The 16,436-nt window shown below is 45.2% G+C and carries 13 protein-coding genes and 2 tRNA genes; 10 read left to right on the forward strand and 5 right to left on the reverse strand.

The window, feature by feature from the left end:
* Positions 1-23 precede the first annotated feature (23 nt).
* A complete protein-coding gene (gene pnuC / locus H8K36_RS00605) occupies positions 24-665 on the forward strand; it encodes a nicotinamide riboside transporter PnuC (protein WP_186915573.1) in 642 nt (213 codons plus the stop codon).
* Positions 662-1,177, forward strand: coding sequence for an AAA family ATPase (locus tag H8K36_RS00610; protein ID WP_186915572.1), 516 nt, complete (start codon positions 662-664; stop codon positions 1,175-1,177). The genes pnuC and H8K36_RS00610 overlap by 4 nt, the downstream gene beginning before the upstream one ends.
* A gap of 73 nt (positions 1,178-1,250) precedes the next feature.
* Here H8K36_RS00610 and rpoD read toward each other — a convergent pair whose 3' ends face one another.
* On the reverse strand, positions 1,251-4,037 hold the full coding sequence (rpoD, locus tag H8K36_RS00615) for an RNA polymerase sigma factor RpoD (RefSeq protein WP_186915571.1): 2,787 nt from the start codon (positions 4,035-4,037) through the stop codon (positions 1,251-1,253).
* Between the two features lie 478 nt (positions 4,038-4,515).
* On the opposite strand from rpoD, the gene serS reads away from it, so the two are divergent.
* A complete protein-coding gene (gene serS / locus H8K36_RS00620) occupies positions 4,516-5,808 on the forward strand; it encodes a serine--tRNA ligase (RefSeq protein ID WP_186915570.1) in 1,293 nt (430 codons plus the stop codon).
* A gap of 101 nt (positions 5,809-5,909) precedes the next feature.
* Here the strand turns inward: serS and H8K36_RS00625 are convergent, their stop codons facing one another.
* Positions 5,910-7,763, reverse strand: coding sequence for a GGDEF domain-containing protein (locus tag H8K36_RS00625; protein WP_186915569.1), 1,854 nt, complete (start codon positions 7,761-7,763; stop codon positions 5,910-5,912).
* A gap of 452 nt (positions 7,764-8,215) precedes the next feature.
* On the opposite strand from H8K36_RS00625, the gene H8K36_RS00630 reads away from it, so the two are divergent.
* From H8K36_RS00630 to H8K36_RS00640, 3 genes are all read left to right on the forward strand, one after another.
* Positions 8,216-8,306: transfer RNA gene (locus tag H8K36_RS00630), tRNA-Ser, on the forward strand.
* 282 nt (positions 8,307-8,588) lie between these two features.
* Positions 8,589-8,879, forward strand: coding sequence for a hypothetical protein (locus H8K36_RS00635; protein ID WP_186915568.1), 291 nt, complete (start codon positions 8,589-8,591; stop codon positions 8,877-8,879).
* A gap of 307 nt (positions 8,880-9,186) precedes the next feature.
* Positions 9,187-9,774 (forward strand): AAA family ATPase, encoded by a 588-nt coding sequence (locus H8K36_RS00640; RefSeq protein ID WP_186915567.1) that lies wholly within the window; start codon positions 9,187-9,189, stop codon positions 9,772-9,774.
* A gap of 58 nt (positions 9,775-9,832) precedes the next feature.
* On the opposite strand, the gene H8K36_RS00645 is transcribed toward H8K36_RS00640, so the two are convergent.
* A tRNA-Pro gene (locus H8K36_RS00645) sits at positions 9,833-9,909 on the reverse strand.
* 256 nt (positions 9,910-10,165) lie between these two features.
* Here H8K36_RS00645 and H8K36_RS00650 point away from each other — a divergent pair.
* Positions 10,166-11,290 (forward strand): M14 family metallopeptidase, encoded by a 1,125-nt coding sequence (locus H8K36_RS00650; RefSeq protein ID WP_186915566.1) that lies wholly within the window; start codon positions 10,166-10,168, stop codon positions 11,288-11,290.
* A gap of 36 nt (positions 11,291-11,326) precedes the next feature.
* Complete coding sequence (locus tag H8K36_RS00655; RefSeq protein WP_186915797.1) at positions 11,327-11,803, forward strand: CYTH domain-containing protein; 477 nt, start codon at positions 11,327-11,329, stop codon at positions 11,801-11,803.
* Positions 11,804-11,881: 78 nt separating this feature from the next.
* Here the strand turns inward: H8K36_RS00655 and H8K36_RS00660 are convergent, their stop codons facing one another.
* Both H8K36_RS00660 and H8K36_RS00665 read right to left on the reverse strand, forming a co-directional pair.
* Positions 11,882-13,117: a DUF2863 family protein gene (locus H8K36_RS00660; RefSeq protein WP_186915565.1), complete on the reverse strand. Its 1,236-nt coding sequence runs from the start codon at positions 13,115-13,117 to the stop codon at positions 11,882-11,884.
* 81 nt (positions 13,118-13,198) lie between these two features.
* Positions 13,199-13,891 (reverse strand): glutathione binding-like protein, encoded by a 693-nt coding sequence (locus tag H8K36_RS00665; RefSeq protein ID WP_186915564.1) that lies wholly within the window; start codon positions 13,889-13,891, stop codon positions 13,199-13,201.
* Positions 13,892-14,094: 203 nt separating this feature from the next.
* Here H8K36_RS00665 and H8K36_RS00670 point away from each other — a divergent pair, with 203 nt between their 5' ends.
* A complete protein-coding gene (locus H8K36_RS00670; protein ID WP_230404254.1) occupies positions 14,095-14,508 on the forward strand; it encodes a BlaI/MecI/CopY family transcriptional regulator in 414 nt (137 codons plus the stop codon).
* Complete coding sequence (locus H8K36_RS00675) at positions 14,505-16,427, forward strand: M56 family metallopeptidase (protein WP_186915563.1); 1,923 nt, start codon at positions 14,505-14,507, stop codon at positions 16,425-16,427. The genes H8K36_RS00670 and H8K36_RS00675 overlap by 4 nt, the downstream gene beginning before the upstream one ends.
* The last annotated feature ends 9 nt before the right edge of the window (positions 16,428-16,436 follow it).

Here is a 16,436-nt window from a genome sequence, read left to right on the forward strand (position 1 = left end):
CTACCGTTTTTTAGCAAATTTTCATGAATCAAATAATCCCACTTTTCTATGGTTTGAGCACAACTCCTTTGGAGTTGCTGTCGTTCGTCTTATCGATCATCACTGTCGCTTGTAACATAAGGCAAATACATTGGGGCTGGTTATTTGCAATTTTGTCTTCTGGCTTATACGCTTTAGTATTTCGAGATGCTAAATTGTATGGGGATATGGGCTTGCAATTTGTGTTCATTGCGGTCTCATGTTGGGGCTGGTGGCAATGGCTCAAAGGCGATCTTGGAACACATACCGAGATCACCTCCGGCGAACTGGCTTTTCCGCAATTGCGACCCAGTCGACTAAACCGACTTGAAACGCTGTGGTCTGTTTCGTTTTGGGGAGTTAGTTTTTTGATGCTGTATTTTTTCCTCCACCGTTTTACTGACACTGATGTACCCCTCGCTGATGGTTTTCTGACGGCCGGCAGTTTGCTTGGACAGATTCTGATTTCACGTAAGAAGTTAGAGAATTGGTGGGTATGGATTGTGGTCGATATTCTCTATGTTGCACTGTATCTCTACAAAGGCTTACATCTCACAGCCTTCTTGTATGGAATTTTCGTCGTAATGGCAGTCGCCGGTGCCCGGGCGTGGTCAAATGAAATTCTCAAGAATGAAGGCAGCCGATGATACAAAAAATAGCGATTCTCGGTGCAGAATCCTCCGGTAAATCGGTCTTGGCCGAGGCGTTAGCGAGGCGTTTTAAGACGATTTGGGTGCCAGAGTATTTACGTGAATTTGTCGATCATCATCAGCGTGTTCCTCGTTCGGAAGAGCAATTACATATCGCACAAACTCAACGCAAGCGTGAACTTGAGTTGAGCGAAAGTGCGAAGGACTATCTGTTTTGCGACACAACTCCTCTCATGACCGCGCTATATAGTCGCCATTATTTCGAGGAACTAGACCCTGAATTGTTGCAGTTAGAGAAGCAACACGACTATGCTTTCACCATCGTCACTGCACCAGACTTTCCATGGACAGCGGATGGTTTGCAACGTGAGTCGCCCGCTGTCAGACAGCGTGTGCATGAGGAATTGTTAGATATTCTGGACTCACGTGAGATCCCCTTCATGTTGGTCGAAGGGGCTTTGGAGCAGCGTATAACGCAAGTAGATTTTGCACTGCAATTTCTAAACTAAAAGTGCGATAGAAAAAAGCGCTCAAACCTTACAGTGTGAGCGCTTTTTTTTCGATCATATTTTCGCAGAGAGCTTAATTATTCTCTAGCAAGCTCTTTAATTGTTCCATGCGAGAAGGGTGACGTAATTTCTTCATCGCTTTGGCTTCGATCTGGCGAATCCGTTCGCGGGTGACGTCGAACTGATTGCCGACTTCTTCCAGTGTATGATCGCTCGCCATTTCAAGGCCGAAACGCATACGGAGAACTTTAGCTTCGCGAGGGCTCAATGCATCCAATACTTCTTTCAGCTTGTTCTGAACTGATGCCTGCATCGCTGCTTGCATAGGCGAGAGTGTTACGTTGTCTTCAATAAAATCGCCTAACTGAGAATCGCCATCGTCACCAATCGGTACATCTAGAGACACTGGTTCTTTGGCGATCTTCAGAATCTCACGAACCTTGATTTCTGGCAGGTCCATCTTTTCTGCGATTAAGGCTGGGTCAGGCTCGATACCATTTTGTTGCAAACATTGGCGCTTGATGCGATTAAGTTTGTTGATGGTCTCAATCATATGCACTGGAACACGGATCGTACGTGCTTGATCAGCGATTGCACGAGAAATCGCCTGACGAATCCACCAAGTTGCATAGGTCGAGAACTTGTAACCTCGGCGGTATTCAAACTTATCTACAGCTTTGAGTAGACCGATATTGCCTTCCTGGATTAGATCCAAGAACTGCATGCCGCGATTAATGTATTTCTTCGCGATCGAAATCACCAAGCGCAAGTTTGCTTCTGTCATCGCCGCTTTTGCTTCACGTGTGCGTTTTTCTGCAGAAATCATTTTCTTGTGGATCGCACGTAGATCGCTCAATGGCAGTTTCGCTTCTTGTTCCAAGACGATCAAACGCCCTTGCAATTCACGTGCTGCATGGATATGACGCTTCAGTATCGCTCCATATGCTTCTTTCGCTTCCGTTTCGCTTTCTAGCCAATTACGGTTAGTGGCATTTTGCATGAAGTTCGCGATGAAATAGGCGCGAGGCATGCCGCATCGATCGACCATTAACTCCAATATGCGTTTTTCGGTTTGACGTAGCTCGGTCATTTGCTTACGCAAGATATCGCACCATTTTTCGGTCGTCTTCACGCTAAAACGAATGCTTTCCATTTCTTGCGTTACTTTTTCTTGTGCGGCTTGGTAAGCTTTTGACTGATAAGCATTTTTCTCAATCTCAGCAAACATATCATCGAAGCTCAACTTGATCACAGCAAATTTTTCCATTGCTGTTTGCTTCATTTGTGCTAACTGTTCTGCTGATAAAGAGTTGCCGGTTTCACCCGCACCGCCTTCTTCCTCGTCTTCTTCTTCGAGATCATCCGCATCTGCGCTAGCTTCAACACTAACAGGTAAATCGAGTGATTCGGGAACGTGGAAGCCATCGATGACGTCGTCAATAATGAGATCGTCATTGCGAACTTTTTCGGCTGTATTCAAAACTTCTTTGATGACAGAAGGGCAGGCAGAAATCGCTTGCAACATGTCTTTGAGGCCGCCCTCAATACGTTTAGCAATTTCAATTTCGCCACTGCGCGTCAACAATTCTGCGCCACCCATTTCACGCATATACATACGTACGGGATCTGTTGTGCGGCCAAAGTCTGAGTCGACAGTTGATAATGCTACCGCTGCGGTCGCTTCGGCATCATCATCGCTAACGCTCGTTACTACATTGTCCGACAAAAGCAGCATCGTGGCGTCAGGAGCTTGGTCATAAACCGCGATACCGACGTCGTTGAGTGTGCTGATAATGCTTTGAATCATTTCTGGATCATCGACATTCTCTGGCAAATGATCATTAATTTCTGCGTGTGTCAGATAACTGCGGTCTTTGCCGAGTTGTATCAATTTAGTCAGGCGTTGGCGGTATTCCTCTAACTGTTCTTTGCTCGCTTCGTTTGCCACCGCTTTGCCTGCACGTACACGGGCTGCGCGCTTTAATTCTGACGATTCGACTGCGTTAAAAGCATGAATTTCATCGTTATAGACCTGTGGTGAAGATGGCTTACGACCGCGACGTGCAGCCTCTTTGACTGTGGGCAAAGTGTAGGCGGAAGTGTCTATGTCGGCGATCGTTGTGTTGCGAACCTCATCGCTTGCTGAACTTTCACCACTTGTCTTTACTGAGTCGTTTGCGGAGACAATGTTCGTTTTTGCTGGCCGCGCTTTTGTCTTGGTGGTCTTGGTATCTGTTTCATTTGCATCGACCAAAACGTCCGAGGTAGAACTCAGTTGTTGTGTTTCAACTTCCGTCACATTGGTTGTGACGGCAACTTCCGTTTGCTCATTGGAGACTGAAATTGAACGTTTCTTTTTGACTTTGACAACGGCTTTTGAAGTAATTGACGCAACTTGCATGCTTCCATCTTCATTGACAATGACGGCATTGGCATCTGCCGTATTTAGCGATAATTGTTCGTCGATTGGTGCCGTGATTTCGATGCTTTGTGCAGCGTCTTTTTTCTCACTATTCGCTGGTGCGTTCACTTCAACGATAGTTGGAGTATCAGTATTTTCGTTACCGTCCAATGTGTCTACCGCATCCACGGTTTTTTCGCTGGCGGGTGCGGCAAGGCGAGAACGGCGTTTTGTCACTACTGTGACAGACTGTACTTGCGTACGAATTACATCACCAGAATCGAGCTCTGGCGATTCAGTCAATACAGGAAGTTCGAAAGTTCTAGTCTCAGCTTGAATATTCTTTGCTTTAACACCGGCAACTGCTTTGCCGAGTTTGATGGTTTTAGTCTTACCAGAGGCCGCTTCATCTTTTGAAGTGACTGATTGCGATGTGGATGATGTTAAGCTGTTTTTCATGTAACGAATTAAGTGCGACAACAAGTGCCAATCAAGTTTGGATGGCAACAACAAAAGCAATAGGTAAACCAACGCAAAAAATATCCCCGTTCCAGCATTGTGAAATGCGGGAAGAATGGGGCTTGTCTATCAATGAAATAAAAAACCCGCGGTTGCGGGCAATTTGTTGATGTGTTTTTTTTGCGTATATTTATGCGAGGTCGGGATTATCCACGGCTTCACCTTTCTTGACAAGCGAAACCGCGATTTTAGAAGCATAATTTTACAGTTCAAGATTTTGAGTTTTGTCTTGTTGTTGAGAAAAAAGTAAGCAAACTTTGATTGGGTTTGATGTGGGGTGTGACTTGAATCAAAGTTTGAGCCACTAATATCGTAGAAACTTGGTGTAAGTTACCGCTTTTTCAGCGAAAACATAGAGGAAAAGCATGAGCCTTGTTACAATACGCGCTTCGTCTTCTTTTTTTTGCACTTAATTATCATGATTGATATTCAACTTCTTCGTAAAGACATCGATAGTGTGGCCGCACGTTTGGCGAGCCGCAAATTCGTCTTGGATGTAGCGACCTTTAATACTTTAGAAGGTGAACGTAAACAAATTCAAAGTCGTACTGAAGAGTTGCAGGGCAAGCGTAATTCTTTGTCGAAGCAAGTGGGTATGCTGAAAGGCAAAGGCGAAGATGCTTCTGCAGTGATGGCAGAAGTCGCTGCAATTGCTGATGAGCTTAAGGCTTCTGAAGTGCGTTTGGGTGAAGTGCAAGTTGCTTTAAGTAATTTCATGTTGACGATTCCCAATCTTCCAGACGAGTCGGTCCCAGTTGGGCAAGATGAAACGGGAAATGTTGTGGTTCGCAGTGTGGGTACGCCACCAAGCTTCAGTTTTGAAGTAAAAGATCATGTGGACGTGGGTGCTGCACTTGGCCTCGAGTTTGATGTCGCTGTGAAATTGACCGGCTCACGTTTCGCTGTATTGAAAGGTGGAATGGCTCGTTTGCACCGCGCATTAGCGCAGTTTATGCTCGACACACAAACTATGGAGAACGGATACACTGAACATTACACACCATATATGGTGAATGCAGACTCGATGCGTGGCACCGGACAGCTCCCGAAGTTTGAAGAAGATTTGTTCGCAGTTAAAAAAGGTGGTCAAGAAGGTGAGGGCGAGTCCTTTTATTTGATTCCAACTGCCGAAGTGACATTGACCAATACGGTACGTGACGAGATTCTGCCTGCCGATGCGCTGCCGATGAAGATGACCGCACACACACCATGCTTCCGTTCCGAAGCTGGCAGTTACGGGCGTGACACTCGCGGCATGATTCGTCAACATCAATTTGATAAAGTTGAGTTGGTGCAGGTAGCTCATCCTGAAAAATCGATGGAGGCGTTAGAGGAAATGGTTAATCATGCTGAATCGATTCTGCAAAAATTGGGCTTGCCATATCGTGTTATGAGTCTGTGTACAGGTGATATGGGCTTTGGCGCTGCAAAAACTTATGATCTCGAAGTGTGGTTGCCGGCGCAAAATACCTATCGTGAGATCTCTTCGATTTCCAATATGGGCGCTTTCCAAGCCCGTCGAATGCAAGCACGCTTCCGTAATGCGCAAGGTAAAACGGAATTGGTTCATACCCTCAACGGTTCAGCGTTAGCGGTAGGGCGAACATTAGTTGCCGTTCTTGAGAATTACCAACAAGCTGACGGCAGTGTGGTCATCCCTGAGGCATTGCGTCCGTATATGGGTGGTGTTGAAAAGTTGCTAGCGGTTTGATTATAGAGCGAGATTAGAAAGTCTAATTCTCATTGGTCCTTTAATATTAAACAAAAGCCCGCACATTTGCGGGCTTTTTTTTGTTCAGGCGCGAGAGGCTATCATTGGTGTCTTTCACATTCAGTCCTTCGATCGATGAATAAGCTGTTGCCGTGAATTTTTTTTGCTTGTTTCTTCGAGTCTGCAGCTGCAACAGAAATCTCATGATGCGATTGGAATCGTTGAGATGGTACCGGGATCACGCCCAGCGATAGAGAAATGAGTGGATAAAATGTTTTTTTGCCCTGCCGGTCCTCGCTGATGTAACCACCTTGCTCTCTATCCTCGTGGCTGTAGAAATCACCTATTGATTGTTCAAAGCGTCTCAGAATTTGTCTGCATCGATTTTCCCAATCTTCGCTATGAAAAAGGATAATAAAATCGTCGCCGCCAATATGGCCAATAAAATCCTCATTTGAGTCACAAAACTCACGCAAGATCGCGCTCGTCAACTGGATAACTTCATCACCTTTCTGATAGCCGTAGACATCATTAAAAGGTTTGAAGTGGTCTAAGTCTGCGTAGCACGCCGCAAAGGTGCTTTGAGTTGTAAGTAGTTGATCGATGTGTTGATTGATAGCGACGTTGCCAGGTAATTGGGTCAGTGGATTCGCATATCTTGCAGCCTCAATTTGCATCTGGGTGATTGTGCGCATCAATTCTGGTCCAGTAACCATACCGATATAGCGACCATCTTCGGTAATGAGGATGCCGTTGATGAGTTGATCTGGGTCGGCCTCCACGATCACGTGGCTGACTTGATGTAAACTCGTCTCGTGATCGACCACTACTGGGTCACGGTCCATGAATAAAGAGCATGGCTTCTTGCCATACAGTTCGCGTTGAAATGGTCGTGAAAAGCGATCAACCATGTTGTGTCGATTGATAATGCCTACTGGTATGCCTTCGTTAACGATAGGAATGACCTTGAGCTGTCTATCACTCAAGAATAGGTTTTCGACGTCGTTGTTAAGCGTTTGTGAGTTGACCGTCTGAGGTGATTTAATCAGATCTCGAATGGTGCTCATTGGTTTACTCTTTTGCGGTTCCGGCAATGGCTTGCGAACACGACTATGTGTGATGCTACGCGCGACCTCCGCTGAAATTGCTTTGGCCGGAGAGGCATGTGGTTTAGCGATGTGATATCCCTGGCCGCAAGAAACGCCGAGGTCTCTGACAGCAATAAGCTCGCCATGTGTTTCAATTCCTTCAGCGATAACTTTCGTTGCAGACTGGATCGCGATACTTTGAATTGATCTTACAAACTGCATTTTCACCGGATCTTTGTCAATTCCTTGAATAAAGTGCATATCGATTTTGACGTATTCAGGTTTTAACTCTGACCACAAGCGAAGGCTGGAAAACCCTTCCCCCAAATCATCAATTGCGATTTGAAATCCCATGTTTCTATAATGCTGTACAGCCTCTTGTAGCACAGCGTAATCATGAGTTGGTTGGTACTCAGTAAGCTCGATGATTACTCTGTCGGGCTGAATGCCGAGCTCATGAATGTAATCGAGTGTCTCGCCATGTTTAGCATCACGCTGAAGGAGGCATTCGGGACTCACGTTGAGAAAGAGCTTGCCCGGTAGCTCTAAAGCCTTGAATTGCTCAAGTACTACCCTTCGGCAAAGATGTTCCACGCGTACTGTTAAGTTATTCTCCCAAGCGGCTTGAAACAGTTTGATTGGTGAATGAAGAATACTATCCGAAGGGCCGCGTATTAAGCCCTCGTACCCAAGTATGGTGCCACGACCTAGGTCAATAATCGGTTGAAACCGTGCACTTAAACGTTTCCTCTGGATGATGTCCAAGAGTTCACGCTGAGTATCATGAGCCGTTTGGTGATCCGATAATGTCACTCCATCTGTCTGTACATGATGGGCGGTCTGGTTTAGAACAATTTGATCATCCATATTTGGTACTCACTTTCAAAGCTTGGAAATTTGCGCCTTAAATTTTCTGTGCTGTGAAAAAGAGTAAGTGCTAAATGTGACTTCCTTATGTCAGAGGATTGCTGATTTGTTTTTCAAGTGGAGAGTGCAAATTTAAAATATATCTTTAATATGTGATTTCAGTAGATTTCATATATTTGAGGTCGTGCTCATTCAGAGATTTTGTTATATGAAAAACAGGCGTAACAAATCTACAGAAAATGCTAGTTGAAATACTTAGTAAGTTTACTCTAAATGCCGCATGCTTATTAGCTTTGCAAGTGAAAATGGCCTTTAGCGCTATGTATATTCAACAAATAAAGTGAAAAGTGTAAGCTTTATAAGCCTTTCGGGCTTGACCTTGCCAAAAAAACAGGCTACCAAACCGATTTGATCTTTGCTACAATCGCACGCTTGACTGCATTTGGTAGTTTGGAAAGATGGCAGAGTGGTCGAATGCACCGGACTCGAAATCCGGCATACGTTTATGACGTATCCAGGGTTCAAATCCCTGTCTTTCCGCCATTCAAACAAATGAGAGCCGGAATTGACGCAGATCAATCGGCTTGAACTTGAGTCAAACCCCCATCAGATTTATGTGTTCTATTAGAGCTTTGCTCAAGAAATGATTCTAACGAATCATGCAAAACTAATGACAAACTTGCTGTTTGACACGATTTCTGATTTGAAACGAGGCGATTCTGTAGTTTTATTACCAGAGTCGACATTATAAGAAGCGACCAAATTACCCGTACTTTGGCGCATACAGATGTAATTGGCTGTATTTTGTGAAGAGTGAGTAAAACAATGGCAAATCTATTAGATCTGAAGTCTGACGATTTTGATTACAATCCAAACAACCTGTTGGATACCTTGATCAAACAATTGAATTTGAAAAATGACGCAGCACTGTCCAGAGCCTTGGAAGTTGCTCCTCCGGTCATTAGTAAAATTCGTCATCACCATCTCCCAGTTGGTGCTTCTTTGTTGATTCGTATGCACGAAATCAGCGATTTGAGCATCAAGGACCTGCGTGCTTTGATGGGCGATCGCCGTGAGAAATTCCGTATTGGCGATCAAGTTATTCGCGTCGATTAATCGGCTAGATTTCAAATATACAAAGGGACCAAATCAGCGATGATTTGGTCCCTTTGTCTTTTGGGCAGTCAAGAAGTGACTCTCATTGTGATTTCATTGTTGCTTTAAAGTAGTCGTAGATAAAGCGGTTGCGTAGTCACTTTGTATGTCTCTTCAGGCCTCGTAAGGCTTAAATTCCCTGGGATACCACGATATGTTTGTGTTTGCGCTGATGTTCAGTGGATTATGATTAACTAAATTGCCTTACGGAAAAATACCGTCTATGATGAAAAACAGATGGTGAACCTAGTGTGACCAAGGAGGTGATATGTCGATGCAAATAGCCGGTGTGACGCGCGCTATGCCCGAACACAAAATGCGGCTCTACCCAACCAAGGTGATTAATATTATTGGTGGGCCAGGCTGCGACAAGTCTTTGTTTTCTTCTGCCATCATTTTGAATCTCAATCTTAGACATAAATCTGTCGAGCAAATTCCTGACTATGCAAAATCCCTGGTTTGGCAGAAAGATTTTGAGGCTTTACGAAATCAATATCGAGTTGCACAGCGGCAGTTCGAAATGCTAGATCTGCTTGATGGACAAGTTCAATACTTGGTTACCGAGTGTGCATTGATGCAAGTCCTGTATTACAACGAGAACTATCGTGAAAATATATGCGATGTTGCGAAAACCAAAGAACATATTCTCGATTGGTACCACCGTCATGACAATATCAACATACTAGTCGAGCGTGGTGATAAAAAATACGTACATACCGGGCGTTTTCAAAGTGAAGAAGAAGCTAAAGTGATCGATCGAGAGTTGCGCGAGACTTTAGAAAGGGAGCAGATACCATTCATTTCTATGCCCCCAGATGTCACAGCAATCAATAATTTTGCCAGATCTTTACCCTAGGTAGTGGGTAAAAGAATAAAGGCCCGTTATCGTTTAGATGACAGGCCTTTTTCATAATTGGTCGGGGCGAGAGGATTCGAACCTCCGACCCCATGCACCCCATGCATGTACGCTACCAGGCTGCGCTACGCCCCGACTCTGAGCGGGCGATTATAGGGTATTTACTGTTTTTTTTCCATCGAAAGTTCGTCTCACAACACGGGTTTATAGGTGAGTATCTAATGTTGTTAGGCTCAAGAAAGGGAGTTTTTATGGCTATCGAGCGATTTTTTGATTGTCAGTTGTGGGTGATTGCGGTGACAATACTGCTTCTGTGATACCGCAGCTATCCACCTCCTTTTTTAAAAAAAAACAGCGCAAATCAACAGCGTCCTAATGCCAAGAGAAGAATATGTCGATAAAAATCAGCCAAAATTTTGATGCAGGTGCAATCGAAGTCGTAAATGCCTCCGATGTGAATAATATCGAATTGAATTTGCGTAAAGACTCCCACGCGGACTTTATGCAGTGGTTCTATTTCCGTTTGCAAGGTGCGCGCAATCAAGATGCAACAATTCGTATTTTGAATGCAGGAGATGCGACCTATGCAGATGGCTGGGACGGCTATCGTGCTGTAGCTTCTTATGATCGTGAAAATTGGTTCCGTGTCGAGACGGAGTTTGACGGTAAAGTGATGACGATTAAACACACTCCGGATGCGGACAGCGTCTATTTCGCTTATTTTGAGCCCTACAGCTGGGAGCGCCATTTAGCTTTGCTCGGCAGTGTTGGCCAATCTGAGCAGGTTAGTGTGGTAGATCTTGGCAATACGATCGATGGTCGTGATTTAAATATGGTCGTCGTTGGCAATCCAAGTGCTGAGAAAAAAGTGTGGATTATCGCTCGTCAGCATCCAGGTGAATCAATGGCGGAATGGCTAGTCGAAGGGACGTTAAACGCCCTGTTAGATCCTGCGAATCCAATTGCTCGTGCGATTTTGGATCGTGCTGTGTTGTACGTCGTACCGAACATGAATCCCGATGGCTCCGTGCGCGGTAATTTACGTACCAATGCCGCTGGTGCAAACCTCAATCGTGAGTGGATGACACCATCGCTAGTGACAAGTCCGGAAGTGTATTACGTCAAGAAGAAAATTGAAGAAGTCGGTTGCGATTTGTTCCTTGATATTCATGGCGATGAAGGCTTGCCTTACGTGTTTGTCGCTGGTAGCGAAATGTTGGAAGGGTTCAGCGAAAAGCAAACGCGCGAACAAAATGCTTTCGTCGATAGCTTCTGCGCTGCTAGCCCAGATTTCCAAACCAAGTTTGGTTACGAAGCGAGTAAGTACAATGAAGATTTGTTGAAGTTAGCGTCCAAGTATATCGGTCACACTTATAAATGCGTATCGTTGACCTTGGAATTGCCGTTCAAAGATAATGCCAATATGCCGGATCTAGAAGTGGGTTGGGATGGCATGCGAAGCATGAAGTTGGGTGAAGCGATGTTGCAACCAATTTTGACTTCATTGAAGGCCTAAACCTTCTTTATGAATTTAGTCTGAGAGTTCTTGAATATGGGTTTGGAGATTGAGCGTAAGTTCCTAGTGCGAGGGGATGCGTGGAAAGCCTTGGCAAACCCAGTTACGATGCGTCAAGGATACTTAAGCAGTGATCCTGCTCGCATCGTCCGTGTTAGGATCGAAGATCAGCGTGCTATGTTGACGATTAAGGGCAAGGCATCAGGTATAGAAAGAGCAGAGTGGGAATATGGTATTCCTGTTGCAGATGCTGAATGCATGCTCGATTCCTTATGTACTGGACCATTGATTGAAAAATATCGTTATCGCATCGCAGTTTCAGAGTTTGTGTGGGAAGTGGATGAGTTCCTTGGTGATAACCTTGGTTTGGTTGTCGCGGAAATCGAATTGCAGTTTGCGGATCAAGCGTTTCCTAAACCAGATTGGGTTGGCGAAGAAGTTAGCCATGATCATCGATATGCAAACTCGAATCTTTTGAAGCACCCATTCTCCGCATGGTCCAAGGCTACCTGATCGCAAGTTTGGGTTATCAAAAATAAAGGCAGGAATTTCCTGCCTTTATTTTTTCTTAGTTGATTTCACAAATTGAACTCAATGCAAATGAACTGAACCTTCTGGTGGTGCATCATCGGGCATTTCAGGATGTACCAGTTCGCCTTCCGCATCAGCATACAAAGGCGCTTGGCAATCGTCGCAATACTCCATCCCGAAGATATCTTCGAGGATATTGATGTTGGTGACCCCACTTTCAGTAAGTAGTGTTGGAATTTCACCGAGTCTTTCGTCCATCTGGTGAATGGATGGACCAATCAAAGCATTGATTTCGTCTTCTTGCTGGTACAACGGCCAAATCACACCATAGATGACTTCCGGCTCGTTCTTCAGTGTGAACCCTACCCGCAACTCATCGACCTGACCTGGGTGAGTTTCTGGCCCAAATCGGCCAATAACAGCACCGAGATCTGATGCTTCAACATTTAATGTCTGTGTTAGGTAAAAGACAGCCGAACGAATTGAAATGGGACGTATCAAAATATCGGCTTCGCGGCAAGCTGAGTAATATGCTTCTGGGAGTAAAAATTCGAACCCACAACCGGGGAGTAAATGCGCGACTTCTGCATGTGCTCTTTGCTTCCAGATCAGCAAAGTCGCTTCTTTCGCTTTTGCGATATCAAATGGCGATGGTGTCATTTGCCATTGGAATACAGGTGAATTGACTGGAGCGAGTACCACACCTAACAGATATCGACTGTCGGCCAAGAAAGGTACTGTCTTAGGTAAATCTTTGTGCGCAATAGCGGGCTTATTATTGAGATAGTCTTTTGCAGTGTGGTGCAAAACATCGTTCACATCGCAGTAAGTTTGCGGGAGTTGGTCGATTGAATATAAGGTCGGCAAGATGCTAACCTGAACACCTTTGCATAGCAAAGATTCGCGCCAACTCGTCGTCAACGATTTCAATATCGCTGCAGGGATACTCCCCGAAAATATTTCGAATCTGCTCCAAGCCAAAATCGGTGCGGCGACGAGAATAATTTCGTATTCAGAATCGCCATCTTTGATCTGATCGGCGGTCGCTTTGGACTCTATTGATTCGATCAAGATTTCATAAGCATCGGGCAGATTGGTAAATACATGCTCCGCAGCAGCGTCTAATACGGCTTGGTGTTTGAGTTCAAGGTTCTTAGCGACCATTGCGTCAAGTAAGTTTTGCCAATCTTGATCTTCGAGCCTGCTTCCTGCTTGAGAAATCGCTTGGGCCAAGTTCGCGATGCGCAAAGCATCGCCGGCCAGTTTTTGAATTTTCTTTTTGGGTGCGCGTCGCATAGTCATAATTTTTAATGAATGAATTTCAGTTTCAAAAAGTGCGCACGAATCGGGCTGTCTTCATGCAGCCCAGAGCATCCATTATCGTTTGGCGTATTGGGTTTTGCCAAACAAAATATCGCGTGTTTTGTCATCTGTCAGCGCTTTGCGTGAACTTGCCAACACGCTTAAACCTCGTTGAACAGCAGGGCGTGCATTGATTTCATCGAACCAGCGTTTGGTATTGGGGAAGTCATTCCAGTCCACGCCTTGATTCGTAGCTGAACGCGTCCATGGGAAGCAGGCGATATCTGCAATCGTGTAGTTGTCGCCCGCCAGATAGGCTGACTGGCTTAGACGTTTTTCTAGTACGCCATAGAGCCGATTCGCCTCGTTGGTATAACGATTGAATGCATACTCAATTTTCTCAGGGGCATAGATACGGAAGTGATGAGCCTGACCCAGCATAGGGCCCAGACCACCCATTTGGAACATCAACCACTGCAAACATTCAAATTTTTCGCGATCCGTATCACCAAGGAAACGTGCGGCTTTGCCAGCTAAATACACCAATATCGCACCCGATTCGAAGAGGGCGATTGGTTTGCCATCGGGGCCGTCAGCGTCGACGATTGCTGGGATTTTATTGTTGGGAGAGATGGCGAGAAAGTCCGGCTTGAATTGATCACCGGCGCCGATATCAACGGGAATGGCGCGGTAAGGGATACCACACTCTTCCAACATGATGTGAATTTTGTGTCCATTTGGGGTGGGCCATGTATACACGTCGATCATTTTTCTCTCCTAGTGTTGAGGTCAACCAAGTGAAATCATTATAACGCTTGATCTGCTCGCGAGCGTCCAATGGTCGTGTCGATAGTGGTACAAATAAAGCATTAAAAAAAATAAAATAAATCCCAAAAAGTTCTAGACAAGTCGATCTAGATCAACTAATCTAGATCATGTGATCTACTTAATTTACTCCTTGCAAGGTAAAAATGAAGAACCTGTCCTCAAACACAGCTGCTGATAAAGCGATGAAGAAACGAACAAAACCGACTAGCGCTGAAATGGAAATGATGCGTGTGCTCTGGGAAATCGGGCCATCCACAGCCAAACAAGTGCATGAGTTCGCGCAAAAGACTCGTCCTGAATTGGCATATGCCTCAGTGTTGCGCTTGCTGCAGGTGATGCATAGTAAAGGGCAACTAAGCCGTGATGAAAGTCAACGTGCTCATGTCTACGCCGCCATCGCTGAGCAAGATAGTGTGCAAACGAGTTTGGTAAAAGATTTGATTCAAAAAGCATTTTCTGGTTCGGCTAAAGCATTGGTATTGGCTGCTTTGAAAAGCCATGTGAGTAAAGAAGAACGTGCTGAAATTCAAAAATTTCTACACGGAGAAGAAGAATGAATCCTCAACTTACGAAGATTATTGATGCCATCGGTTGGGCGTTACTTTCAAGTCTATGGCAATTGAGTGTAATCGCGTTGCTCCTATTTGTGTTCTTATATTTGTTTGCAAGATCAAAGCCTCGAATCACATATGTCATTTCCTATCTCTCACTCATGCTATGTGTTCTTCTTCCTATCGCGTCTGTCCTACAGAGCCTGCAGGCACCTGTTATTGAAGTGCAAGGGCAGGTGGCGATAAGTGCGACATGGGCGGAGATGGGGGACCGCAGTTCCGAGTTCAATCTCCAAAGCTTTCTCGCACAGTATTTGCAAGAAATTGTTTTCGCTTGGTTTGCCATCGTCTGTCTTTTGAGCCTACGTTTGATCATGGGCTTTGCTTGGTTGCAGTGGATTACGCAATCGCAGCATCCTCATCAAGCGCAACTGCAAGTGCTGCTTGATCGTCTTGTTGAACGTTTTAATTTGAAGTTTGGTGTAAGCGTGCGAGTGGTCGCTGACCTTACGGGCCCAATAACAATGGGCGTCATTAAACCCATGATTTTGGTTCCAGCAGCGATGATAAGCAGAATCGATATTCATTTGGTCGAGGCACTGATTGCACATGAGTTAGCGCATATCAAACGCTTCGACTATGCATTTAATTTGATACAAAACTTGATCGAAATTATTTTGTTCTACCATCCAGCGGTATGGTGGATTTCTAAACAAATTCGTAGAGAGCGCGAGATTATTGCTGATGATATTGCAGCGAATGTACTTGGCGAACCGCGGCGACTTGCTATTGCACTTCAAGAGCTGGAATTGTTCCAGTTTTCTCAAACACAAATTGCTCTAGGAGCAAATGGAGGAGATCTTATGTCCAGAATTTCACGCTTGATTCATCCACAACGCCAATCTTTGGGTTGGAAGGCGATCTTAACGTTCGCTACCGTCGTTGGCACTAGTCTTGCATTAGCGGCTAATGCGATGAATGTTCAAATGAGAGAGGCACCTATTCAGCAAGTTAATCGCGGTGAAATCGTGGATCGTGCGGATTCGCATGCTGAGCCAGTCACACAAGTGAACTTGCCAGAGATGATGAGCGACGAGAAGCGCGATCCTTTGCAAAAATTAGCGCTAGATACCACACAGGTAGAATCTTCTCATATCGCTAAAAATACTGAAGGGGGTGGCGCTAGTCTCGAAAGTGATTTGAAGGACACAAAGTCGTCAGAATCGAAAATGGCGGATCAAGTTAAAACGCCCACTTCCAAGCTAAGTGAGCTTGCTGGAAAAGTTTTCGAATTTAAGTCGCCTCGTGTAGATCTTTCAAACCCAAATTGCAGTCCTAGTTTGCCTGCAACCACTATCGAGATCGTGCCCTCAGGATTGACGATAGCAAAAGCATTAGTGGCAGAAGACGGCAATATTGTCAGAGTGAATACCGTGAAGTCGAGTGGCTTTGTTGAATTCGATGACGCAGTTAAACACGCTTTAATGAACGGTCGCTGTAAAGCGACTCCTGGTATGGTTAACGGTCAGAGTTTTGCAGCCGAGGCCAGCATAAGTGTAAATTGGGGTGATGTCGGTCGACGTCCTGCGACACCTCCTGAGACCGTGACTTTTGCCGCGGAGAAGGGCTCTACAAGGCCAGCGATCGTGCAACTTGGTGCAGCTGAATGCCAATTGGAATATCCTAAAGCATCGCGCCGTAATCAGGAGGAAGGTATTACTGAGGCGCAGTTGAGTATTGGCACGGACGGCCAGATCTCGAATGTTACGATCCTAAAATCTAGTGGATTCCGCGGTCTTGATAAGGCACTACAAGCTACGTTGCAGTCAGGAAATTGCAAGGCGTCTCCTAGCGTGATCAACGGCGTTCCCGTGGCATCGACCATTGAGCTAGCCCACGTTTGGAAGTTATCTCAGGCGAATTAATTCGACTTA

It is taken from the genome of Affinundibacterium nitidum (assembly GCF_014284155.1).
Taxonomy (GTDB): domain Bacteria; phylum Pseudomonadota; class Gammaproteobacteria; order Burkholderiales; family Burkholderiaceae_D; genus Undibacterium; species Undibacterium nitidum.